Annotated in this window: 20 protein-coding genes; 9 read left to right on the plus strand and 11 right to left on the minus strand. The window is 71.6% G+C overall.

The genetic code is table 11. The features are described 5' to 3' along the window. Positions 1-46: 46 nt before the first annotated feature. The gene (locus tag AB0H12_RS13090; RefSeq protein WP_499623013.1) at positions 47-799 is read right to left on the minus strand and encodes an SDR family NAD(P)-dependent oxidoreductase; all 753 of its coding nucleotides are present in this window, start codon (positions 797-799) and stop codon (positions 47-49) included. A gap of 281 nt (positions 800-1,080) precedes the next feature. Here AB0H12_RS13090 and AB0H12_RS13095 point away from each other — a divergent pair, with 281 nt between their 5' ends. Together AB0H12_RS13095 and AB0H12_RS13100 are read left to right on the plus strand one after the other, a co-directional pair. Beyond that, positions 1,081-2,379 (plus strand): UDP-glucose dehydrogenase family protein, encoded by a 1,299-nt coding sequence (locus AB0H12_RS13095; protein ID WP_499623014.1) that lies wholly within the window; start codon positions 1,081-1,083, stop codon positions 2,377-2,379. Positions 2,380-2,464: 85 nt separating this feature from the next. Beyond that, positions 2,465-4,261 carry a gamma-glutamyltransferase family protein gene (locus AB0H12_RS13100; RefSeq protein ID WP_499623017.1) on the plus strand — a complete coding sequence of 599 codons (1,797 nt, stop codon included), beginning with the start codon at positions 2,465-2,467 and terminating at the stop codon, positions 4,259-4,261. A gap of 105 nt (positions 4,262-4,366) precedes the next feature. Here AB0H12_RS13100 and AB0H12_RS13105 read toward each other — a convergent pair whose 3' ends face one another. Beyond that, complete coding sequence (locus tag AB0H12_RS13105) at positions 4,367-4,633, minus strand: hypothetical protein (protein ID WP_499623018.1); 267 nt, start codon at positions 4,631-4,633, stop codon at positions 4,367-4,369. A gap of 65 nt (positions 4,634-4,698) precedes the next feature. Next, positions 4,699-4,971 carry a hypothetical protein gene (locus AB0H12_RS13110; RefSeq protein WP_499623020.1) on the minus strand — a complete coding sequence of 91 codons (273 nt, stop codon included), beginning with the start codon at positions 4,969-4,971 and terminating at the stop codon, positions 4,699-4,701. A gap of 161 nt (positions 4,972-5,132) precedes the next feature. Between AB0H12_RS13110 and AB0H12_RS13115 the strand changes: the two genes are divergently transcribed. The 4 genes from AB0H12_RS13115 to AB0H12_RS13130 all read left to right on the plus strand — a co-directional run bounded on the left by AB0H12_RS13115 (position 5,133) and on the right by AB0H12_RS13130 (position 7,018). Further along, positions 5,133-5,309 carry a hypothetical protein gene (locus AB0H12_RS13115; protein WP_499623021.1) on the plus strand — a complete coding sequence of 59 codons (177 nt, stop codon included), beginning with the start codon at positions 5,133-5,135 and terminating at the stop codon, positions 5,307-5,309. 32 nt (positions 5,310-5,341) lie between these two features. Continuing rightward, positions 5,342-5,494, plus strand: coding sequence for a hypothetical protein (locus AB0H12_RS13120; protein WP_499623022.1), 153 nt, complete (start codon positions 5,342-5,344; stop codon positions 5,492-5,494). A gap of 65 nt (positions 5,495-5,559) precedes the next feature. After that, a complete protein-coding gene (locus AB0H12_RS13125; protein WP_499623024.1) occupies positions 5,560-6,462 on the plus strand; it encodes a sensor histidine kinase in 903 nt (300 codons plus the stop codon). After that, positions 6,359-7,018: a response regulator transcription factor gene (locus AB0H12_RS13130; RefSeq protein ID WP_499623026.1), complete on the plus strand. Its 660-nt coding sequence runs from the start codon at positions 6,359-6,361 to the stop codon at positions 7,016-7,018. Before AB0H12_RS13125 ends, AB0H12_RS13130 begins: the two co-directional genes overlap by 104 nt. 141 nt (positions 7,019-7,159) lie before the next feature. Here AB0H12_RS13130 and AB0H12_RS13135 read toward each other — a convergent pair whose 3' ends face one another. Beyond that, complete coding sequence (locus AB0H12_RS13135; RefSeq protein WP_499623027.1) at positions 7,160-7,534, minus strand: hypothetical protein; 375 nt, start codon at positions 7,532-7,534, stop codon at positions 7,160-7,162. Positions 7,535-7,897: 363 nt separating this feature from the next. On the opposite strand from AB0H12_RS13135, the gene AB0H12_RS13140 reads away from it, so the two are divergent. Beyond that, positions 7,898-9,175 carry an alginate O-acetyltransferase AlgX-related protein gene (locus tag AB0H12_RS13140; protein WP_499623029.1) on the plus strand — a complete coding sequence of 426 codons (1,278 nt, stop codon included), beginning with the start codon at positions 7,898-7,900 and terminating at the stop codon, positions 9,173-9,175. Here AB0H12_RS13140 and AB0H12_RS13145 read toward each other — a convergent pair. The 6 genes from AB0H12_RS13145 to AB0H12_RS13170 form a co-directional block, all read right to left on the minus strand. Further along, complete coding sequence (locus AB0H12_RS13145; RefSeq protein WP_499623031.1) at positions 9,172-11,037, minus strand: acyltransferase family protein; 1,866 nt, start codon at positions 11,035-11,037, stop codon at positions 9,172-9,174. The genes AB0H12_RS13140 and AB0H12_RS13145 overlap by 4 nt on opposite strands. A 37-nt stretch (positions 11,038-11,074) precedes the next feature. Beyond that, a complete protein-coding gene (locus AB0H12_RS13150; RefSeq protein ID WP_499623032.1) occupies positions 11,075-12,190 on the minus strand; it encodes an acyltransferase family protein in 1,116 nt (371 codons plus the stop codon). Further along, positions 12,187-13,152, minus strand: a complete 966-nt coding sequence (locus AB0H12_RS13155; RefSeq protein ID WP_499623033.1) for a hypothetical protein — start codon at positions 13,150-13,152, stop codon at positions 12,187-12,189. The genes AB0H12_RS13150 and AB0H12_RS13155 overlap by 4 nt, the downstream gene beginning before the upstream one ends. After that, positions 13,145-13,783, minus strand: coding sequence for a hypothetical protein (locus AB0H12_RS13160; protein ID WP_499623034.1), 639 nt, complete (start codon positions 13,781-13,783; stop codon positions 13,145-13,147). Before AB0H12_RS13160 ends, AB0H12_RS13155 begins: the two co-directional genes overlap by 8 nt. A 95-nt stretch (positions 13,784-13,878) precedes the next feature. After that, positions 13,879-17,586 (minus strand): FkbM family methyltransferase, encoded by a 3,708-nt coding sequence (locus tag AB0H12_RS13165; RefSeq protein ID WP_499623035.1) that lies wholly within the window; start codon positions 17,584-17,586, stop codon positions 13,879-13,881. After that, a complete protein-coding gene (locus tag AB0H12_RS13170) occupies positions 17,579-18,703 on the minus strand; it encodes a hypothetical protein (RefSeq protein ID WP_499623036.1) in 1,125 nt (374 codons plus the stop codon). Before AB0H12_RS13170 ends, AB0H12_RS13165 begins: the two co-directional genes overlap by 8 nt. Before the next feature lie 613 nt (positions 18,704-19,316). On the opposite strand from AB0H12_RS13170, the gene AB0H12_RS13175 reads away from it, so the two are divergent. Beyond that, positions 19,317-20,258, plus strand: coding sequence for a glycoside hydrolase family 6 protein (locus AB0H12_RS13175; RefSeq protein WP_499623037.1), 942 nt, complete (start codon positions 19,317-19,319; stop codon positions 20,256-20,258). Between the two features lie 51 nt (positions 20,259-20,309). Here the strand turns inward: AB0H12_RS13175 and AB0H12_RS13180 are convergent, their stop codons facing one another. Further along, positions 20,310-20,450, minus strand: a complete 141-nt coding sequence (locus tag AB0H12_RS13180; protein ID WP_499623038.1) for a type II toxin-antitoxin system Phd/YefM family antitoxin — start codon at positions 20,448-20,450, stop codon at positions 20,310-20,312. 305 nt (positions 20,451-20,755) lie between these two features. Here AB0H12_RS13180 and AB0H12_RS13185 point away from each other — a divergent pair, with 305 nt between their 5' ends. Then, entirely contained in the window at positions 20,756-22,507 is a 1,752-nt protein-coding gene (locus AB0H12_RS13185) for an ABC transporter ATP-binding protein (protein WP_499623040.1), read from the plus strand. Positions 22,508-22,514: the final 7 nt, after the last annotated feature.

Genomic DNA, 22,514 nt, shown 5'->3' on the forward strand with positions numbered 1-22,514 from the left:
TCGACTTCCGGGTGACCGAGCCGCCGTCTGCGGAGCAGCGGCCATGTCACCGCGGCGCCATCCGGAGGGCTCCGTCCATGCGGATGACCTCGCCGTTCAGGTAGTCGTGCTCGACGATCGACACGGCCAGCTGCGCGTACTCCTCCGGCAGCGCCAGCCGCTTCGGGAACGGCACGCCCGCCGCCAGGCCCGCCCGGAACTCGTCCGACACGGTCGCCAGCATCGGCGTGTCCACGATGCCCGGCGCGATCGTCATCACCCGCACGCCCACCGACGACAGGTCGCGCGCGGCGGGCAGCGTCATCCCGACCACGGCCGCCTTCGACGCCGCGTACGCCACCTGCCCGATCTGCCCGTCGAACGCCGCGATCGACGCCGTGTTGATCACCACGCCCCGCTGGCCGTGCTCCAGCGGCTCCGTCTTGCCCATCGCCGCCGCCGCCAGCCGCAGCACGTTGAACGTGCCGACCAGGTTGACGTCGATGACCTTGCGGTACAGGTCGAGCGGGTGCGGGCCGGACTTGCCGACCGTCCTCGTCGACGGGCCGATGCCCGCGCAGTTCACCACGACCCGCAGCGGCGAGCCGGAGCCGGCGGCCGTGTCGACGGCGACCTGGACGTCCTCCTCTGAGGTGACGTCCGCCGCCAGGTAGGTGACGCCCTCGACGTCAGGGGCGTCGTCGGTAGAGAGGTCCAGCGCGAACACCGCCGCACCACGTGCCGCCAACGCCCGCGCGGTCGCGAGGCCAAGCCCGGACGCGCCGCCGGTGACGATCGCCGCGGTACCCGAGATCTCCATACATCCTCCTGTCCTGGGACCAGGAGGTTAACGGTCGTTCAGCCCCCGGCGCTCGGAGAAGTGGAGCAATGCGACCAACGGCACGGCCGCCAGCACCGCCAACCCCACGAAGAGCAGGGAGAAGAGGACGAGTTCCATACCCATGACCTTGCCTTCGGTCGGCCGAAACCGCGTCCGCCGCGAGGGGTGTTTCCCGGTACACCCAGGGGACTACCCATCTCACTCTCCGCATACGCCTGGTGTTTGACCCACGGTCAACTTCGGGTGCCACCGTCATACCCATGTTCGTCCGGCGGATCGCGGTCGTGGGAACGGGTTACGTGGGCCTGACGACGGGGGCGTGCCTCGCCTCCCTCGGACATCGGGTCGTGTGCGCCGACGTGGACGCGCTCAAGGTGGCGCGGCTGCGTGCCGGGCAGGTCGACATCCTCGAACCGGACCTCGACGACCTGGTCGCGGCGGGCCAGTCGGCGGGACGGCTCGCGTTCGTGGAGGGCGCGCGGCACGCCGTCGGTGACGCCGAGGTGGTGTTCCTGTGCCTGCCCACGCCCATGGGCGCGGGCGGCGCGGCCGACCTCGGCGCGGTCGAGGCGGTGGCTCGGGAGATCCGCGACGTCCTCCCGTACGGCGCGGTCGTGGTGTGCAAGTCCACCGTTCCGGTCGGGACGTCGACCAGGGTCGCGGCCCTGCTCGGGCGGGAGGACGTCGCCGTCGTCTCCAACCCGGAGTTCCTGCGCGAGGGCAGTGCCGTGCGCGACTTCCTGCACCCCGACCGGATCGTGGTCGGCTCGGACTCGCCGCAGGCCGCCGAGCGCGTCGGCGCGCTGTTCACCAAGCTCGGCGCGCCCACCGTGCTCATGGACGCGGCCAGCGCCGAGATGGTCAAGTACGCGGCCAACTGCTTCCTGGCGATGAAGCTGTCCTACGTCAACGCGGTCGCCGAGCTGTGCGAACTCGTCGGCGCGGACGTCACCTCCGTCACCGAGGGCATGGGCTACGACAAGCGCATCGGCCAGTCGTTCCTCAAGCCGGGCCCCGGCTGGGGCGGCTCGTGCCTGCCCAAGGACACGCACGCCATGGTGCGCATCGCCGATGCCGTCGGCGTCGACTTCTCGCTGGTCAAGGCCACCATCGAGACGAACGCGCGGCAGCAGCGGCGGGTGGTGGAGAAGCTGCGCGGCGCCATCGGGCCGCTGGCCGGCGCGCGCATCGGCGTGCTGGGGCTGGCGTTCAAGGCGGGCACCAACGACCTGCGCGACTCGCCCGCGCTGGCGGTGGCGGAGCTGCTCGCGTTCGAGGGCGCGGAGCTGGTCGCGCACGACCCGGAGATCAGCCGGCCGTTGGTGGGGATGACCGTGGTCGACTCGCCGTACGCGGCGGTGCGCGACGCGGACGCGGTCGTGCTGCTGACCGAGTGGCCGGAGTTCCGCGCGCTGGACTGGGCGCTGGTGGCGTCGGTCATGTCCGGTTCGACGGTGCTGGACACGCGCAACCACCTCGACCCGGACGCGTTGGCGCGGGCGGGGCTCGTGCTGCACGGCCTGGGGCGTGAGCTGCGGGTGCCCGACCAGGCGATATGAGCGCGGTTCGGGTTCAGCTGATCTTCAGGACACAGTCTCGTTAGCAGGGGTAACAAAATGCGGTGAGCCGACGTAGGTTGTCGAAATGTTCACCACGCGTCCTGAACTCGTCGGCACGCACGGAATGGTCGCCTCCACGCACTGGCTCGCCTCCAGCGCGGGCATGGCCGTCCTGGAGGACGGCGGCAACGCCTTCGACGCCGCGGTCGCGGTCGGCTTCGTGCTGCAAGTGGTGGAACCGCACCTCAACGGTCCGGGCGGCGAGGTGCCCGTGGTGTTCGCCGCCGCCGGCGAGACCTCGCCGCGCGTGCTGTGCGGCCAGGGCGTGGCGCCGGCCGGTGCGACGATCTCGCACTACGCGGGCCTGGGCCTGGACCTCGTGCCGGGCAGCGGGCTGCTGGCGGCCACCGTGCCGGGCGCGTGGGACGGCTGGCTGACGTTGCTGCGCGACTACGGGACCAAGTCGCTGCGCGAGGTGCTGGGGTACGCGATCGGGTACGCGCGGGACGGGTTCCCGCTGCTGGAACGGGCGGCGTCCACCATCTCGACGGTCGCCGGCCTGTTCCGGGACCACTGGACGTCGTCGGCGGCGCTGTGGCTGCCCGGCGGCAAGCCGCCGCAGGCGGGCGCGCGGTTCCGCAACACCAAGCTCGCGGACACGTGGGAGTGGCTGCTGGCCGCCGCCGAGGCCGCCGGGTCGGACCGCGAGGCGCAGCTCGAGGCGGCGCGGCGGGCGTGGTCGCAGGGGTTCGTGGCCGCCCAGGTGGACGAGTTCTTCCGGATCGCGCACCGCGACGACTCGGGCGCCGACCACGCCGGCGTGCTGACCGGCGAGGACATGGCGTCGTGGGAGGCGTCGTACGAGGACGCCGTGTCGGTGGACTTCGGGTCGTGGAGCGTGGTGAAGCCGGGGGCGTGGACCCAGGGGCCCGTGCTGTTGCAGCAGTTGCTGCTGCTGGAGGGCTTCGCGGACCGGTTGTCCTATGTGGACGGCGTGCCGTCGGCGGAGACCGTGCACCTGGCGGTGGAGTGCGCGAAGCTGGCGTTCGCCGATCGGGAGGCCTGGTACGGGGACAGCGGCGACGTGCCGTTGGACGTCCTGCTTTCGAGGGAGTACGCGCACCAGCGCCGGCAGCTCGTCGCCGATCACGCGTCGCTCGACCTGCGGCCCGGTTCACCCGGTCGGCTCGACGCACGTCTTCCCGGGCACGTCGCGCGCGGCCCGCGCGTCGCGAGCGGACCGGACGGCGGCGGCGCGATCGGCGAACCCACCGTGTCGAGCGTGGGCACGGTCAAGGGCGACACGGTCCACGTGGACGTGGTCGACCGCTGGGGGAACATCGTGTCGGCCACCCCGTCCGGCGGGTGGTTGCAGTCCTCGCCGACCATCCCGTCGCTCGGGTTCTGCCTCGGCACCCGGGCGCAGATGTTCTGGCTGGACGAGGGCCTGCCGAACTCCCTGGCCCCCGGCAAGCGCCCCCGGATCACCCTGTCCCCGAGCCTGGCCCTGCGTGACGGCCTGCCCGCGATGGCCTTCGGCACGCCCGGCGGCGACCAGCAGGACCAGTGGCAGCTGGGGTTCTGGCTCGCGCACACCGCGGGCGGGATGAACCTCCAGGAGGCCATCGACTCGCCGATGTGGCACACCAACGCGTTCCCGAGCTCGTTCTACCCGCGGTCGTGGACGCCCGGCGAGGTCGTGGTCGAGTCGCGGATCGGCGACGGCGCGATGGCGGAGCTGCGCGAACGCGGTCACGCGGTGCTCGACGCCGGTCCGTGGACGCTGGGCCGGATGTCGGCCGTGGCCCGGGATTCGCGCGACGGCCTGCTGCGTGCGGCCGCCAACCCGCGCGGCGCGCAGGGCTACGCCGTCGGCCGCTGAACGGCGTTTCGGTGGTTGGAACGGTCCCGGCCCGAGGGGGAGGGGGCCGGGACCGCTCCGGCTCGAGGTGGGCGCGCGCAGGTTCGGCGTGCCCGGGGTGGCGCGTCAGCGGCCGAGGCTGAGCCTCACGTCCAGCGGCCCGCCGGCGCCGTTGCCCAGGAGCAGGGGACCGGTGACGATCGGGCCGGCCGGGTTCGAGAGGTCGACCCGGACCGCGTCGCCGAGGTTCGCGATCTCGCCCAGTTCGGCGTCGACGTCGGGCCGCGCCTGCGCACCGAGGTCGACGGCCTGCGCGGTGCCGCCCAGGCCGAGCATGACGGCCGTGCTGCCGAGGGTGACCGCGGCTCCGGCGATGGTCTTCCTGAGGTTCATGGGCGGGAAAGTTTCGCAATCCGGGTGTCCGGTTCAAGCCCGCTAACTCCGGTGGGTGGATTACTTCACCCGGTCCAGCGGAGCCCGACCCACCTCGACCCCACCGTGCAGACCCGCGTCCCGCCTCGCCACACCGCCACCGAGCAGACCCCGCTCGGCGCCCCGGCCCGCGCCAGGAAGTCCTCCGCACAGCCCCGCGTGTACCGGTCCTTCCACCGGACGCCGCGCTCGATGTGCCAACCGTGGTCGTCGACGGTCTCGGCGTGCTCGCGCACGAGCGAGCCGTCGGTCCGACGCCGGAAGTACTCGATCCGGTGCAGGTAGGCCGTGTCCGTCATGGGGTCACGGTTACCGCCGGAAGCACCCCGTGGGATTCCCACCCGCTGTTTCCGCCGCCGTAGCTTCGCGCGATCGGATGATCACGCACTGATCCGGAGTCGACTACGACCACCGCAAGATCAGCCGGATCGAGAAGGGCCAGCGACCCGACTACCACGGCATGCGCGCCATGCTCGACACCTACGGCGTCCCGTTCTCCCAGTGGGAGCCCTACATGGAGATGTGCGCGAGGGCGTTGGAGAAGGGCTGGTGGACCAAGTACGACCTCGACGACCAGGGCTACATCAGCCTGGACACGACGCGTCCAAGGTCTCCGACTTCCAGGTCACCTACGTGAGGTCTCGCCGGCGGGTAGCCCGGCGCGGGTGCGTGACTCGAAGAACCCGGCCGGGCCGACCGTGGCGCTGCGGGACTGGGCGGCGTTCCGGACTCGACGCGTTCGTCACCTACGACAAGCGGCTGCTCGAAGCCGCCGCCGGGGTGGGTCTGCCCGTGGCGGCACCGGGCTCGTACGACGGCTGACGTACGGGCGTGAGCCGCCCCTGACACGACGCTGACCTCCGCCTTCCTCCCGTACCGTCATCGGCATGGCGTGGCTGGCGTGGGTCTGGTTCGCGGCGACGTTCGCGCCGCTGATCTGGCGCAAGCGCTTCCCCGTCGCCGTCATCGCGGTCACCGGCGCGTCGACCTGGCTGTACTACGTCACCGGCCACTGGGGTCCGCTGATCGCCGCACCCGCCATCGCCGTGCTCTCCCTGCGCCGCACCCGTGTCCTCGAACAGCGGAGCCGCCAGGTGGAAGAAGAACGGTTGCGCATCGCGCGGGAGGTGCACGACGTCGTCGCGCACAGCCTCGCCATGATCAACGTGCAGGCCGGTGTCGCCGCGCACGTCGCCGACCGCCGCCCCGAAGAGGCGGTCAAGGCCCTCAAGGCGATCAAGGAGGCCAGCGGTCACGCGCTGGACGACCTGCGCGCGACCCTCGGCGTGCTGCGGACCGGTGAGGGGACGACGCCGGCGCCCAGCCTCGACCGGCTCGACGAGCTGGTCCGACCGGTGCCGGTGGCCAAGGTCGTCGGCACGCCGGGGACGTTGCCCGCTCCCGTCGACGCCGCCGCGTACCGGGTCGTGCAGGAGGCGCTGACCAACGCGATGCGGTACGCGGCGGACGCGTCCGAGATCGTCATCTCGTTCGAGCACACCGAGGACGCCTTGGTCCTCACCGTCACCGACGACGGCGCGACCAGGGGCGAGCAGGCGCCGCAGGGCGCGGGCTCCGGCATCCGCGGCATGCGGGAACGGGTCGAAGCGCTGGGCGGCACGGTGGACGCGGGACCATCAGCCGAGGGCTTCACCGTCAGGGCGGTCCTACCGTGGGAGGTTCGTGGTGATCAGGGTGGTGCTGGCCGACGACCAGGCGTTGGTGCGCGCGGGTTTCCGCCTGCTGCTCGACACCGAGGACGGGTTCGAGGTCGTCGGCGAGGCCGGTGACGGCGCGGAGGCGGTCCGGCGGGCGCACGAGCACCGGCCGGACGTCGTGGTGATGGACATCAGGATGCCCGGCACCGACGGCCTGGCCGCCACGCGGCAGATCTGCGCCGAGCTGCCGGACGTGAAGGTGCTCGTGCTGACGACCTTCAACGTGGACGAGTACGTGTTCGAGGCGTTGCGGAGCGGCGCGTCGGGCTTCCTGCTCAAGGACACCGACCCGGTCGAGCTGCTGCACGCCCTCACCGTGGTCGCGGAGGGTGAGGCACTCCTCTCACCGAGCGTGACCCGGAAGTTGATCGAGGAGTTCGCGAACCGGCCCGAGCACCGCCGTCCGGACCCGAAGGCGTTGCGCGTGCTGACCGCTCGGGAGCGGGAGATCCTCGCGCTCGTCGCCGCCGGGATGTCGAACGAGGAGATCGCCGAACACCTCGTGATCAGTCCGGCGACGTCGCGCACGCACGTCAGTCGGGTGATGACCAAACTGGGCGCGCGGGACCGCGCACAACTCGTCGTGCTCGCCTACGAATCAGGTTTGGTGTCACCGCGCCGAGGGTGAATATTCATTGTTGGGAACGCGCGGGGTGCACATAGACCGGCTCCGAAACTTCTGCGTAAAACGCTAAAAATCACAGACAGTAACCGAAACGCCGATGCCCGCCGCATTGTGTGTGCGGCGGGTGACGTTAACGGATGATGTCTAGGCGATAGCGCCGGGCGGCAGGTTCAGCTTGAACGGCAGCGTGGTCACGACCGCGAGGTCGGACGCCGTCTTGTTCATCAACGTCGGCGCGTTGCGCGAGCCGGGCTCGGGCAGGTCGAGCAGCCGGTCGACGGCCTCCACCAGCGGTCCCTCGTAAATCCAGACGGCCTGGGCGGCGCGTCGGCTGTCCCGGACGGCCGGGAGCCTGCCCGCGCGGGCCTCGGTCTCCGACCAGAACAGGATGGAGTCGATGAACCCTCTGCGCTGCTTGAACGCCATGATGCGGTCGAGCTGTCCGTCCTCGTCCCGGAGGTGGAGGAACTGGAACCCGCTTTCGCGCAGCTCGATGACCTTACTCAGTGCGAGATCCATGACGCACCTACCTCTGTTCTGAGGTCCCCTAGCAGGCACAGGTCGTACGACCCGAAATGATCGTACGGCAAGTGGACAAGCCGCCATAGGGACTAGGCCGGCGGGGCGGTCTCAATACGGGTTCGCCCACCTTCGGATTTTGATACGGATCGCAGGACCCGAACGGTTCGCACTAAAAACGTCAGTGCCCCAGAGGTGACCAGGATCACAGTGGGCCACATACGATCCTCCGCCGAGTGAGGTGTCCTGTCACCCGAAGAGACGTCTGCCATGGGCGCGGGGTTGCACGAGCAACGGTTCTTGAATCCCCTCCTTGAGGTGAACCACGAACAGGTGATGTGCCCGCCGGCTACGCTGTCCGGCGTGAGCACCGACCCGCCCAAGACCCTCCCGGCGGTGCCGGAGTCGTTGCTCCCCCGCGAGCACGCCCTCTACCGGCCGCGGCACAGCAGCCGCCAGCGCACCGCGCTCACCCTCGCGATCGTCTTCTTCTGCGCGCCCGCCCTGCTGCTGGTCGTCGGCGTGCGGCCGGCGGAGTTCGAGAACCGCAAGCTCGCCGAGTTCCCGTCGATCACCGACGGCTGGGGCTTCTTCACCGGGCTGAACGCGTGGGCGAGCGACCACGTGCCGCTGCGCGACAAGGCCGTGGGCGCCGCGAACGGCATCAGCCGCGGCCTCTTCGGCGAGGCGCCGGACCTCGACCGGCGGCAGGACGTCGTCGGCCCGGTGCCGACACCGCCGAAGGACCCGTCCGCGGACCTGCCCGACCCGACGGCGTTCGTCGACGTGATCGAGGGCAAGGACGACTGGCTGTTCCTCGGCGCGGACGTCGAGGGCGCGTGCGACCCGGTGATGCCGGTCGCCGAGGTGCACGCCCGGCTGTCGCGCCTGCGCGCCGCGGTCGAGTCGTCGGGGCGCAGGTTCCTGCTGGTCGTCGCGCCGAACAAGAGCACGATGGTGCCCGAGTTCCTGCCGTCGAAGTTCTACGGCAAGGACTGCTTCAACAAGGCGCGCGACGAGTTCTGGCAGGGGATCGGCAAGACGGGGGCGCTCGACCTGCGGTCGCGGATCGAGCAGACCGCCGAGCTGACCCACCGCCTGCCCTACCCGAAGTACGACAGCCACTGGACCCACGAGGGCAGCCTCGTGATGGCCCGCGTCATCACCGACACCGTCAAGCCGGGCACGTCCAAGGACTGGAAGGTCGAGCCGACGAAGGTGGTCGACCGCGAGGGCGACCTCGCGCCGCTGCTGGGCCGGACCGCGACGGACCCGGTCCAGTCCTACGACCTCGCGCCCGACGGCAGCACGGTGCGCAACCACGAGATCCCGCTCGACCCCAAGCCGCAGCGGTTCACGCAGGCGCCGTCGAAGGGCGTGGCGACGGCCAAGGTGGGGCTGCTCGGCGACTCGTTCGCCTACTACGCGGCGCAGTACCTGGTGGCCTGCTTCACGGACTTGACGATGGTGCACGTCGAACGCCTCACCAGCAACGCGCGCGAGGTCGCCCGTTCCCTCGCGGAGACCGACGTCGTGGTGCTGGAAGCCGCCGAGCGGCTCCTCGTCAGCGGGCTGGACCCGGTGCTCGAACCGGCGGTCATCGACATCATCGCCGAGGAGATGGCCAAGAACCCGCGTTAGCGGTGGTGGCCGTTCTCCTTGGCGTGGTTGGCGAGCAGGGACGCCACCGTCACCGACGGGCCGCTGTCCTCGCGCAGCCGCCGGCGCCCGGGCGCTTCGTCGGTTTCCGGGTCCTCGGCCGGCCAGACCGCCGCGGGCAGGTACCGGGTCGCGTCCTCGACCGGCGGGGGTGCGGGTGCCGGACGTGCGGCTGGTGGGCGCGGCGGGGGTGGTGCCGGTGTGCGCTGGGCCGGCGTGCCGCGCGGGGGCGTGCCGGGGACCGGTGAGCCGTTGACCGGAACACCGCGGGGCGGCGTGCCGTTGACGGGCGTCCCCCGGGGCGGGGTGCCCGGAGCCGGCGCGCCGTGCGGGGCGGCAGTTCGCGGTGGCGTGCCGTTGACGGGCGTGGCGCGCGGCGGTGCGCCGTTGACCGGTGCGCCGTTGGCGGGCATGCCTCGCGGCGGCGTGCGGGGGACCACCGGTGTGCCGTTGGCGGGCATACCGCGTGGTGGCGTGCGCGGAGGCGGGGTGCGCTGGGGCGGGGTCCGCTGGGGCGGTGGCGTGCGCAGGCGGACCGGCCGGATCACCACGGTCGGGTCTTCGCGCACGGGTTCCGGTTCGTCCGGCTCCTCGGACTCCTCCGGCCACTCGGCGTCCTCGAACTCGTCCTCGAACGCGCCGTCGAGCTCGTCGTCCTCGAGTTCCGCCGCCTCGGACTCCACCTCCGACTCCACCTCGGGCTCCGGCTCCGGCTTGGGCGCGGGCTTGCGGGACAGCTTCCGGGCGAGCGCGTGGCTCGGCTTCTCCACGAACCGGTAGCTCACCTCGACCACGCCGAACGTCAGGGCCACCGCGAGCGGGATCGCCAGCCACAGCGGCACGGCCGGCCGCATCAGGTCCAGCGACACGAACGCCACGAGCCCGTGCAGCAGGTAGATCGAGTAGCTGCGCTCCGAGAGCGCGATCCAGATCTTGCGCTCCTTGAGCCGCGACTCGGCGAAGTACCCGACCATGAAGAACAGCAGCGCGAACGCGAGGGCGAGGTTGTACGAGGTGTCGAGCCGGCCGAGCTTCTGGTGCTCGGCGAGCACGTACAGCGACCACGCGATGCCGACGTACACCCCGCCCAGCCACAGCGGCACGCGCTTGCTCGTGGTCGCCCAGATGATCTGGCCGATGATCGGGATGGGCAGGTACGACACGTTCACCGCGAACAGCGCCCACGACGCGCCGAACTCGCGGGCGCTCATCATCACCACGAACACGAACGTCAGCTGCGCGCCGATGGCGAGCCACGTCCAGCGCCGCATCACCGGCAGCAGCAGCACCAGCAGGACGTAGAAGACGACCTCGACGACCAGCGTCCACGCGACGCCGACCATCACCACCTGCGGCACGATCAGGTAGTTGATCACCAGCGAGTTGGTGATGATGGTCCACCAGGTGATCGTCGGCTCTTTCGCGCCGATCAGCGTCTGCGCGCCGAGCAGGATCACCGCGGCGGTCAGCAGCACCACGAACGTCATCGGGATGTAGACGCGGACCAACCGGTTGAGGCCGAACCGCCGCTGGCCCTGGCGCAACGCGATCGGCGTCACCACGAATCCGCTGACCAGGAAGAAGAACGGCACCGCGATCTGGCCGATGCCCTGCAGGCCCATGTGCATCGGGTCGCTGGTGAGCGCGTCGATGAAGTCGACGCCCGGCGTCGGCCCGGCCTCGCGCTTGGCGACCCACTGCTCGGCGATGTGGCTGTAGAAGACGAGCAGCGCCGCCAGCCCGCGTCCGATGTCGATGAACGCGATGCGGAGCTTCGGCGGTGCCGTCTGACCGTCCAGGGGTCCGCCCCTTCCCCGTCGCCGCCGCCTCCCGCCGCCCAGCATGGTAACGGAAGGCTCTCGATCAGACGGCGGATCGTGACTATCCCGAGCGGCCGGTAACGCTGCCCCGCCGTTCCCAACGGCGGACCGCCCGGTCGGCGGGCATCTCGACCCAGCGGTGCAGCGCTTCGGCCGCCAGCGCGGTCGTCGCCAGGCCGAGCACCGCGACCAGCGTCGGGTCGAGGTGCGGCATCAGGGCGTCGTACAAGGGGTACATCGCGCTGAGGTGGATCAGGTAGATCGCGTACGTCCGCTTGGACCAGCCTCGGATGAACGCCGACCGGCTCACCGGACCGCTCGCGGCCACCAGCAGCACGGTCAGCAGCACGGCGAACAGCAGCGTGCGCGGCACCGAGCCGCCCTGGTCCGTGTGGCCCCCCACCTTGTCCACCCAGACGAACAGGGTGAAGTGCACCGCGCCGATGGCCGTGCCCGCGACCGGGTGCACCTTGCCGGAGTGCACCAGCGAGATCAGCTGCCCCAGCACCAGCACCGGCAGGTACACCGCGAACTGGCCGATCCCGTGGCCGAGCACGGTCGGGAAGTGATCGGTGATCAGCAGCGTGGTGAAGCACAGCGGCACGGCGGCCAGCGGCGGGATCCAGGCGCGCTTGCGCAGCACGGGGATGGTCAGCGCCACGTAGCAGTAGAAGACGACCTGCACCTGGAGCGTCCACGTCACCGCGACCAGCGCCACCTGGGGCGTCTGGAAGAAGTTGACCAGGAACATGCCGCTGAGCAGGTCGCCGACGTCCAGGTTCGACTCGCGGGCCGACGACACCCGGTGGCCGAGGTTGATCAGGACCCACACGACGAGCGTGACGACCCAGAGCAGCGGGATGAGCCGCACGACGCGGCGGCGCAGGAACTGCAGCGGGCGCTCGCGGTTCGCCACGTGCGTCACGACCACGCCGCTGACGACGAGGAACAGCGCGACGCCGAGGAACGACAGGCGGGGGTTGAGGTGCAGCGTCTCGACGACGCCGCGCTCGACCGCCGTCGCCAGCCAGAACTCGCGGTCGTTCAACGTGAACCAGGCGATCAGGTGGGTGAGCACGACCGCGCAGGACGCGACGACGCGCAGCAGGTCGAGGCCGTGCAGGTACCCGGCGCTCTTGGGGATGACCTCGGTCCGTTCCAGCGTGCCCGCCGTCATGCCACCTTCTCCAAACCCCGGTGCAACGCCTCCGCGGCCCCTCCCGCGCACACCGTGCCGAGCAGCAGCGCGAGCAGCAGCGGAACGCCGTTCGCCAGCACGCCGGTCACCGCGTAGCCGACGACCGGGACGGACACGTACAGCGGCACCGCCCGGCTGCTCAGCCAGCGCACCGGCCGGGTCGACGCCAACGCCGCGCCACGCGGCAGCGCGATCAGGAACAGCAGCAGCGCCAGCACCCCGCCCAACGGGTGCCAGTAGCCGGCCAGGTCCGGCGCCACCCTGTCGGCGAGCACCAGCACCACCACGGCGAGCAGGCCGAGCCCGACGCCGCGCGCCGCGGTCAGCCGTCCCACGCGCACCTGCCACGCGACCTGGCCGAGCGCGGTCAACGGCACGAGCCCGCCGACCAGGCCGAGCAGGCGCAGCACGTCGGGCCCCCCGGCGGCGGCCCAGCCGCCCGCCATCACCAGCACGCAGGTGATCTCCAACTGCACCAGCACCGCGAGCCACGGCGCGCCGCGCTCCACCGGCCGCAGCACGAGCACGAGCAGCCCCGCCAACGCCACCGCCGCGACCGGTGTCGTCACCGCGGCGTCGGTCAACGGCTCCGCGCCGACCACCGACAGCAGCGCGCCCACCAGCACCGCGCACACCACCGCGGGCACGACCCGGCGCAGCAGCCGGACCGCCACCGACCACCGGTCGACGCCCGCGACCGCGTACCCGGCCGCCATGAGGAGCAGGGCGACGCCGAGGAAGCCGAAGTCCTCGCCGATCCCGGTCGGCTGGTTGACCCAACCGCGGACCACCACGACCAGCTCGGAGTCGTGGCCGTGCCGGTTCGGCCACAGGCCGAACAGGTAGCTGTAGGCGATCAGGCACACGGCGGTCGCGGTCACCACGCGCACACCGGGCAGGGTCGTGCCGCCCGTCTCGACGGACGTCGCGGTCTCAGCCATCGGCGGGCAGCGCCTGCAACTGCATGGCCAGCAAGGGCCCGAACTCGGAGGTGAGGTCGAACGACCTGGCGTTCAACTCGACCCGCACCACCAGGTCCCGGTGCACGTAGTAGCCGCGCGCGGTCGGCCGCGGCGCGGGCTCGACGTCGAGGTCCCGGATCACCCGCGTCACCCTGGTGACGCCGTGCTCGGGCGGCACCCGCTCCAGGCCGAACTCCAGCTGCAGCTCGTCCAGGCGGTCGGCGGCCCGCAGCGCGGCGTCCCGGTCGGCCATCCGGATCACGGCGACGAGCACCCGGCCCTCGGGCCGCTTCGACGACACGGTCATCCGCGCCGCACCCGCGCCCTCCTCCTGGTAGACCGCGACCTCGGCCGGGTTGAGGAACTCGAGTCTGAGCATGTCCGGGAACGCGCGCACGTAGTCGTAGGACTCGGTGCCCGAGTCGAAGTCGGCCAGTGCCAGCGGATCGGCGGCCAGCCGGCCCGCTTCGCCGGTCGGCGGCACGTTGCGCGCGCTGGCCGGCAGCGGCTGCCCGCCCCACAGGCTCCACGCGCCGAGGGCGACGGCCGCGAGCAGGCCGACCACCAGCAGCGCGCCGAGCGTGGACGTGCGCGTCCGAACCTCACCCACGCCGCACTACCTCCACACTCGGAACCCGGCCCCCGTACCGGAACCGGGCTCGAGTGTCGCAGGACAAGCACCGCGAATCACAGCGAATGCTGTGGTCAGAGTGGCCGAAGCCACAGCGTGATGAAGCCGGTGTCGACCGCGTCCGCCTGGCGCACCAGGTCTTCGTCCGCGTGCTCGGCCTCCGGGTCGGCGCTGAGCGGCACGGGCGCGTAGCCCATCTTGCGGTAGCCGAGCAGCACCTGGAGCGGGTCGTCGCCGAGCTCCACGATCGCGCCCGGGCAGAACTCGCACACCACGTGCGGGCGGTCGCGTTCCAGCACGGCGGTCAGGCCGGCGAGCGCCCGGTGGTCGCGGCCCTGCAGGTCGACCTTCACCAGCGTGACGCGCCGGTCGGCCACCTCGGACCTGCCGTCGAGCCGGATCGCGGGGATCACCACGCCGCCCGCGTCCTCGTCGGACAGCTCGTGGGCCCGGTGGTCGCCGCTGTTGTCGTCCTCGGCCTGCACGAGGCGGATGCTGCCGTCCTCGTCCCACGCCGCGACCGGCAGCACGTCGACGGTCCGCGCGCCCTCCGCGCCCAGGTTGGCCACGACGTTGCGGCGCAGGTACTCGGCGTTGACCGGGTTGGCCTCCACCGCGACGACCGACGCGACGCCCTTGGCCCGCTGGAGCAGGCGCAGCGTGTGGTAGCCGACGTGCGCGCCGATGTCGAGGAACGTGCCGTCGCCGACGAGCCCGGCCATCAGGTCGGCCTCCTCGACCTCCCACGACCGGTGGTAGGCGAGCCACGGCAGCACGACGTTGTCGACGGGCAGCAGCAACGCGCCCGCGTCGCACACCACGACCTCCGCGCCCGCGGGCACCGGCGCGTGCCGCAGCCGTGCCGTGTCCTGCACCGCGGACAGCGTCCTGGCCAGTTCGGCGATCCGCCGCTCGTCGCCGTCGAGCCGCTGGTCGCGCTCGGCGAACCGGTCGAACGTCGTGCGCTCGTCGTCCGCCAGCCGCGACCACACCCGTTCCAGGGTGCTGTCGAGCTGCTGCTCCAGGTTCGTCAGGTTCGCCGCGTTGTCCTCGACGGCGGAGCGGAACTCGTCCTGCACGCTCGCGAGCCGGTTCTTGAGGCCCTCGTTCGCCCAGCGCGTCGACTCGACGCTCGACTCGACCGCCTCCAGCCGCGCGACCACGCTGTTCAGCGTGTCCTCGACGCCGCCGACGAGCGTGCCCATCACCTTGCGCTGGTGCACGTCGTAGTGGTCGATGGCGCGCAGCACGGCCTTGCGCAGCGCGGGCGCCAGCGGCGTGCGCGACGCCGTGCCGACCTCGGCCCGCCAGAGCAACGCCTGCTTGGACTCGCGCAACGGCCGCAGCAGGTCCGCGCCCGGCAGCTCGGCCCGGTAACCCGCGCCGCCGCTGCCCTGCCAGCTCTCGTGCGCCGCGCGCAGCTGCTCGGCCATCCACGAGGCGGCCCGCTTCACCGAACGGGTGCGCAGGATGTGCTCGCGCGCGGCACGACCGCGGCGGGCGGCCTCGGCCGGGTCGTCCGCGACCTCGCGCATGGCGCGGGCGGCGGCGTCCAGGTCGGGCTCGGCCCACACCGCGCTCGCCGGGTACGGGTGGTTGCCCGGACCCACCGGCACCAGCTTGTGCGGCACCGGCCAGCCGGTCTTGTCGTCCAGGAACTCCGTGGTGCTGGAGTAGTCGGTGGAGATCACCGGCATGGCCCGCGCCATCGCCTCGGCCACGGTGAGGCCGAAGCCCTCGCTGCGGTGCAAGGAGACGTAGGCGCTGCTCGACGCGTACAGGTCGTCGAGCTCCTGCACGGACAGGTAGCGCTCGACGAGCTCGATGCGCGGGTCGTCCATGACCTTCACCCGCAGCCGCTCGGCGTTGTGCGGGTTCTTGTCGCCGTTGATCGCCTTGAGCACCAGGCGCACGTCGTCGCGGCCCTCGAAGGCCCGCTGGAACGCCTCGACCAGGCCCCACGGGTTCTTGCGCTGGCCGATGCTGAAGAAGTCGAACGCGAACAGGAACTGCACCGGGTCACCGGGACGGCGTTGCGGCCGGGACACCGGACCGGGGTCGCGCACCGGCACCGGGATCGCCTTCACGGGCACCGACGTGTGCTTGGCGATGGCGTCGCGGCAGAACTCGCTGACCGTCCACACCTCGTCGACCAGGTCGAACGCGTGGTGCATCTCGCCGGGGAACTCCTCGAGCTCCCACGCCCACAGGCCGATCCGGTAGCGGTGGTGGCCGACGTGCGGCTGGTGGTCGAGCACCGCGCGGGTCTGGTCGGCGTTCACGCACAGCAGGCTGATCGGGAACCGCGGCTGCCCGACGGTGCCCGGCTCGGCCAGGCCCGTGCGGTTGGACACCAACCGGTCCTCGACCACGGAGACGACCGGCACGCCGGACTCGCGGATCGCGTCGTGCACCAGCCGTGCCATCTCGCCGACGCCGAGCTCGGCGGTCAGGTAGCCGACCACGTTGACGCCGAAGTCGTCCGACGGCTCGGACGGCTCGACCGGCTCGGCGGGCAGCGCCCACGCCGGCAGCGACGCCTCGGTCACGCCGGAGCTCGCGCACCAGGAGCGGAACGGCGCGGCGTCACGGCTGTGCGGCAAGGGGAACGCGGTCTTCAGGTCGGGACGGGAGTCCCACACCGCCTGCACGAGGCGGCTCAGCGCGGTGCCGACGGGCGCGTCGTCCGGCGGACCGGCGAGCCACTCGCGCAGCGCCTGGCCGCCGTCGGCGTCGAACGCGTGCGGCGGGACCACCGTCGGCCGGTTGCCGGTCGGGCCGAGGGTGTCCCCGCGCTCGGCCTTCACCCACGCGTCCCGGTACAGGGTGCGCATGGCCGGGCTGATCTTCGTGCCGTCGGCCATCTTCGCGAAGCCGTACGGGATCGACTCCAGCGTCTCGGCGTAGCCGTTGCCCTGCAAGGACGCGCGGTAGCCGTCGCACAGCTCGCGGACGGTGGGGTGCTCGGACAGCACCACGCGCGGCCGGGTCGGCGTGTGGTGCGACAGCAGCCACGGCTTCTCCGGCCGGTACCCGCTGTAGTGGAAGAACCGCAGCCGGTGGCCGCCCGCGGTCAGCACGCCGTCCGCGTCGCGCTCGACGGGGCGCTCGTGGATGTTCCAGTAGGCGACGTTGAAGCCGGGGTCGCGCAGCACGGTGTTGTCGAACAGCGCGGGCACCTGGTCCACCCACCGCTGGTCGGTGAACAGCTGCTTCTCCGGCGCCACGATCGCGTCGTGGCGCAGGCGCTCGGCCCAGAAGTCCAGGAACGGCTCGGAACCGGGACCGGTGGCCACGAAACCGAGGTTGAAGATCCCGGCGCCCATGATCGCGGCTTCGCTCGGGTCCTTGCCGTCGCGCGGCAGCGGGTTGAGGAAGTGCGGCGTGAGCACGATGCCGTGCGCGAGCGCCAGCTCCTCCAGCTCCGGCATCGGCGCGAAGACCTGGATGTCCGGGTCCAGGTAGATCACCACGTCGGCCTGCGACCGCAGCTCGCGCAGCAGGTACGGCTTCACCGCCGTGGCCATCTCGGTGATGTTGTAGGCGGTGGCCATGCGCAGGTAGTCGTCCGCGTCGATGCCGGTGGCCTCGGGGCCGACCGTGCGCAGCCGGCCCTGCCGCTCGCCCGAGCCGCGCGGCGCGTCGATCACCGCGATCACGAACTCGTGGTCCGGGTGGTGCTCGAGGTAGGACGCGGCGAGGACGCGCGCGGCGGGCAGGTAGTTGCGGGCGACGACGGTGCACGCGGTCACGGCGCCGCCGTCGTTGCGCGGGTCAGCCATCGGCGGCGAGCACCTCGAGCTGGGCCTTCAGGGCCTGGTCGAAGCCCTTGCGCGCGATGGCGAGCGACGAGGAGGAGGCGACGTCGACCCGGACGATCAGGTCCTTGCTGCTGTAGTGGCCGCGGACGCGGGCGTTCTGCCCGTCCTTCAGGTCGACCTGGGCCGCCATCACGCCGGCGGGACCGTCCGTGATCTGCGTCATGCCGTTGTTGATCTGGGTGTTGTGCAGGCCGAGCGCGGCCGCGGCGGCTGCCGTGGCGTCGGTGCCCTGCACGATCAGGACGACGCCCCTGGAGCCGTCGTCCATGATGAACTGCGTGAGCTTGGTCTTGGTGGCGCCCCCGGTCGTGTAGAGCGCGACCTCGGACTCCAGCAGGTAGTTGAGCTTCGGGACGCCCGAGAAGTCGGTCACCGCCTTGTTCGTGCTGACCTTGCCGGGGAGCTCGCCGATCGGCAGCGGGTCCGGCGGTGGCGGCGGCGTGGTGGTCGTCGCGGCCGTGCTGGTCTCGGTGGTGCTGCCACCGGCCGTCTGCGACGACTCGCCGCGGCCCCAGATCCAGTAGGCGCCGAACGCGATGCCCGCGAGCAGCACGATGGCCACCACGATGCCGATGACCTTGCCCTTGCCGCCGCCGCCGGTGTCGTCGAAGACCTCGGGGCCCTGCGCGATCCAGCTCGGGTTGGCGTCGCCCATCGGGCTGTAGCTGTCGCCACCCCACGGCGGCGTGCTCGACGGCGGGCCGGACTGCCAGCCACCCTGCTGCTGCTGTTGCTGCGGCGGCGGCATCTGCTGCTGCGGCGCGATCGGGGTCACGTACTGGGTGCGGTCGGCGTCGGCCGGCCGCTGGCTCACCACCTGCGTCCGGTCCGGGTTGGCCTGCGGGGCCGCTCCGGGCGTGACGATCTGGGTGGCGTCGGGGTTCTGGTTCGGCTGCGACGGCGGCACCGCGTCCCACCGCACGGGCGGCGCGAACGGGCCGCTGTTGGGCGGTGCGGCCGGGCCGCCACCCGAGGCGGCGGCGAGGAGTTCATCCCGGCGTCGGCGGTAGTCGTCGGCGCTGATCCGACCCTCCGCCAATGTGCGGTCCAGCTCTGCCAGGTCCTCTTGCCAGGACATTCCGCTCCTCCAGGGGTTGCCGCGCGAGCGCCATTGTTGCTTATGCGTCCGTGGCCGGTGCGGGCATCCGGCACTTGTGATGCGGTCGTTGCCGGCCGTTGGTCCCTCCGGTCCCGACGAGGCCGCCGAACAGCACGTCAACGGCGGTCGCGGCGCCAGGTCGGACGTGACGAAAGCCGAGTGATCGGGACGATCGGAGCCCTGCCCGGCGGACCGCTCCGCCGACGGGCGTCACGGTGAGCTACGTTCGAACACGGCGAGTGTTCAGTCGGTTTGCGCAACATTTGCGGAATACCGCGTGGAAACGGCCGGCGTGCGTCTTCGTCGCTGCCACGAAATGCGGCCGGCGGTGGCCGGGAAGCACTCCGCAGTCCATTGTGGGGCTCGACCTCCGGAGTCCTGCGAACGGCCCTGCCGGCGACTGCGCGAACGCGTCCGATCGGCTCTTCTCACAGGTGAGGGCCGTGCGGCGCGATCACCGCGGGCCGGCTGCGCCATGGCGGGTCGAATGGTGGACGCGCGGTCGAATTCCTCGCGGGCCGTTGGCAGGCGCGGATCCGGAGTGCTTTGATCGGTGGTCCGCCGCCACGTTCTTCGAGCGGAAGGACCGTCAATGCGCCTGATCGCGACCGCGCTCGCCCTGCTCGCGGCACTGGTCGTCCCGGGCCAGGCGAATGCCGCCAGCCCGATCGGCATGACCAGCGGCTTCTACGTCGACCCCAACTCGAACCCCGCCGTGTGGGTGCGCAACAACCCCAACGACGGACGCACGTCGGCCATCAGGTCGAACCTCTCCACCAAGCCGATGGCGCGGTGGTTCGGCAGCTGGAGCGGTGACATCCGCACCGCCGTGGGCAACTACGTGGCCGCCGCCGACGCGGCCGACAAGCTGCCGGTCCTCGTCGCCTACAACATCCCGGGCCGCGACGCGTGCGGCGGCCACTCCGGCGGCGGCGCGGGGTCGCCCGAGGCCTACCGGACGTGGATCTCGGCCTTCGCCGGGGCCATCGGCGCGCGGCCCGCCGTCGTGGTGATCGAGCCGGACTCGCTGGCCGACTTCAACTGCATGACGCCCGACCGCGTCACCACCCGCAACGCGATGATCCGCTACGCCACGGAGCAGTTCCGCGACCGCGCGCCCAACACGTGGGCCTACCTGGACGCGGGCAACGCGCGCTGGGTGGCCGCGAACACCATGGCCGGCCGGTTGGACGCGGCCGGCGTGCGCAACGTCCGCGGGTTCGCGATCAACGTCTCCAACTACTACCCGACCGCCGAGTCGGTGTCCTACGGCAACTCCGTGAACGGCTCCCTGCCCGGGTACACCAAGGCGTTCGTCGTCGACACCAGCCGCAACGGCAACGGGTCCAACGGCGAGTGGTGCAACCCCGGCCAGCGCAAGCTCGGCGTGACCGCCCAGACCGGCGGCGGCGCCGAGATGCTGCTGTGGGTGAAGGTGCCGGGCGACTCCGACGGCAACTGCGGCACCGCGCCGAACACGCCCGCGGGCACGTTCGACCCGGAGATCGCCTACCGGCTGGTGTTCGGCTACTGACCGACCCCGGGCGGGTGCCCCGCGGCACCCGCCCGGCCAGGGCGACGAGCTTCATTCGGCGAGTTCGCGCGGCGTCCCGCCGCCGGATTCCCACTGCTCGATGGCGTTGAGCAGCCGCCGGGCGTTCTCCGGACTGCGCAGCAGGTAGGCGGCTTCCTTGAGCGACTGGTAGTCGTCAAGTGACACGATCACCACTGGTTCGTGCCCTGCCCTGGTGGTCAACGACCTCTTCGCGATCGTTGATCACCGAGTCCAGAGTCTCCGCGTACTTCGCGCGGGATTCCGAGTAGGTCATCGTCTTCATCGAGGCTCGTCGCTTGTGCGAGATGCTGTACAAGCGGCCGTCTTGGCGGGCAACCGTCACTGTCGGACGGGCGTCTGCGCCCGCCTCGGCCAGGGCAAATGCGGTGGACCGGACACCTACGATGTGAGAGCGCTCCCCCACACGGCGCGGTGTGGGTGTCTCGTGACCCCCCGTTCGCAGGAGCCCTCGCACCATGCCCCACGGTCCGCTCGACCACCGCTACCGCGGCGAGCACCCCGTCCGCACCCTCCTCTACCTCTTCCGCGAAGACCGCGCGAAGCTCGGCCTCGGCGCCGGCGCGTTCTTCGTCAAGCACAGCCCCACCTGGCTCACCCCGGTCATCACCGCCCACGTCATCGACGTCGTCGTGGAGCGCAAGCCGGTCACCGGCATCTGGCTCGGCGCGGGGTTGCTGCTGGTCACGCTGGCGCTGAACTACCCGTTCGCGATCCTCTACACGCGCTGGTGGTACGGCAGCGCGCGCCGGATGGGCATGCGGATGCGGTCGGCGCTGAGCCGGCGCATGCAGCAGCTGTCCATCGGCTACCACGCGCGGGTCAGCGCGGGCGTGCTGCAGACCAAGGTCATCCGGGACGTCGAGAGCATCGAGACGTCCACCCAGCAGGTCGGCGACCAGGGGCTGTCGGCGCTGGCGACGTTGAGCGGCGCGCTGGTCGTGATCGGGTTGAACGCCCCCGCGTTCCTGCCGGTGTTCCTGTTCGTCGTGCCCGCGGCGGCGGTGCTGGTGATGTGGTTGCGCGGCCGGCTGCGCGCGTACAACGAGTCGTTCCGGCAGGAGGTCGAGCAGCTGTCGTCCCGGGTCGGCGAGATGACCACGCTCATCCCGATCACCCGCGCGCACGGCCTGGAGAGCACCGCCCTCAACCGCATGGACGGCACGCTGCGCCAGGTCTTCGCCGCGGGCATGAGGCTGGACGGCCTCAACGTCCGCTTCGGCGCGCTGGCCTGGATCCTGCTCAACGCCCTCGGCGTCGGCTGCCTGGCCGGCTCCGCCCTGGCCGCCTACCACGGCCGGCTGTCCGTCACACCCGGCGACGTGGTCATGCTCAGCGCCTACTTCGCCTCGCTGACCGGCGCGGTCACCACGTTGATGAGCCTGACGCCGCTGATCAGCAAGGGGCTGGAGTCCGTCCGCTCGCTCGGCGAGGTGCTGGAGGCGCCGGACCTGGAGCACAACGCGGGCAAGGCGCAGGTCGACGTCGTGCGCGGCGGCGTGCGGTTCGAGCACGTCGGGTTCGCCTACCCGGAGTCCGCGCGGAACTCGGTGGTCGACTTCAGCCTCGACGTGCGGCCGGGGGAGACGATCGCGCTGGTCGGCGCGTCCGGCGCGGGCAAGTCGACGGCGTTGAACCTGGTCATCGGGTTCCTGCGGCCGACCGAGGGCCGCATCCTGCTCGACGGTGTCGACATGGAGACGTTGGACCTGCGCAGCTACCGGCGGTTCGTGTCGGTGGTGCCGCAGGAGTCGATCCTGTTCGAGGGCACGATCCGGGACAACGTCACCTACGGCCTGGACGACGTGTCCGAGGACGTGGTGCGGCAGGCGTTGGCCGACGCCAACGCGCTGGAGTTCATCGACCGGCTGCCGACCGGGCTGGACACCGTGGTCGGCGAGCGCGGCGCGCGGCTGTCCGGCGGGCAGAAGCAGCGGCTGGCCATCGCGCGGGCGCTGATCCGCGACCCGCGCGTGCTGGTGCTGGACGAGGCGACCTCCGCGCTGGACAACAAGTCCGAGGCGTTGGTGCAGCAGGCGCTGGCCCGCCTGGTGCACGGCCGCACGGTGTTCGTGGTGGCGCACCGGCTCTCCACGATCCGCAACGCCGACCGCATCGTGGTGATGGACGACGGTCGGATCGCGGAGATCGGCTCGCACGACGAACTGCTCCGGTCCGGCGGCCCGTACGCGCGGGCGCAGAGCGCGTAGCCGGGGG

Source organism: Actinosynnema sp. NPDC023794 (assembly GCF_040639675.1).
Lineage (GTDB): Bacteria > Actinomycetota > Actinomycetes > Mycobacteriales > Pseudonocardiaceae > Actinosynnema > Actinosynnema luteola.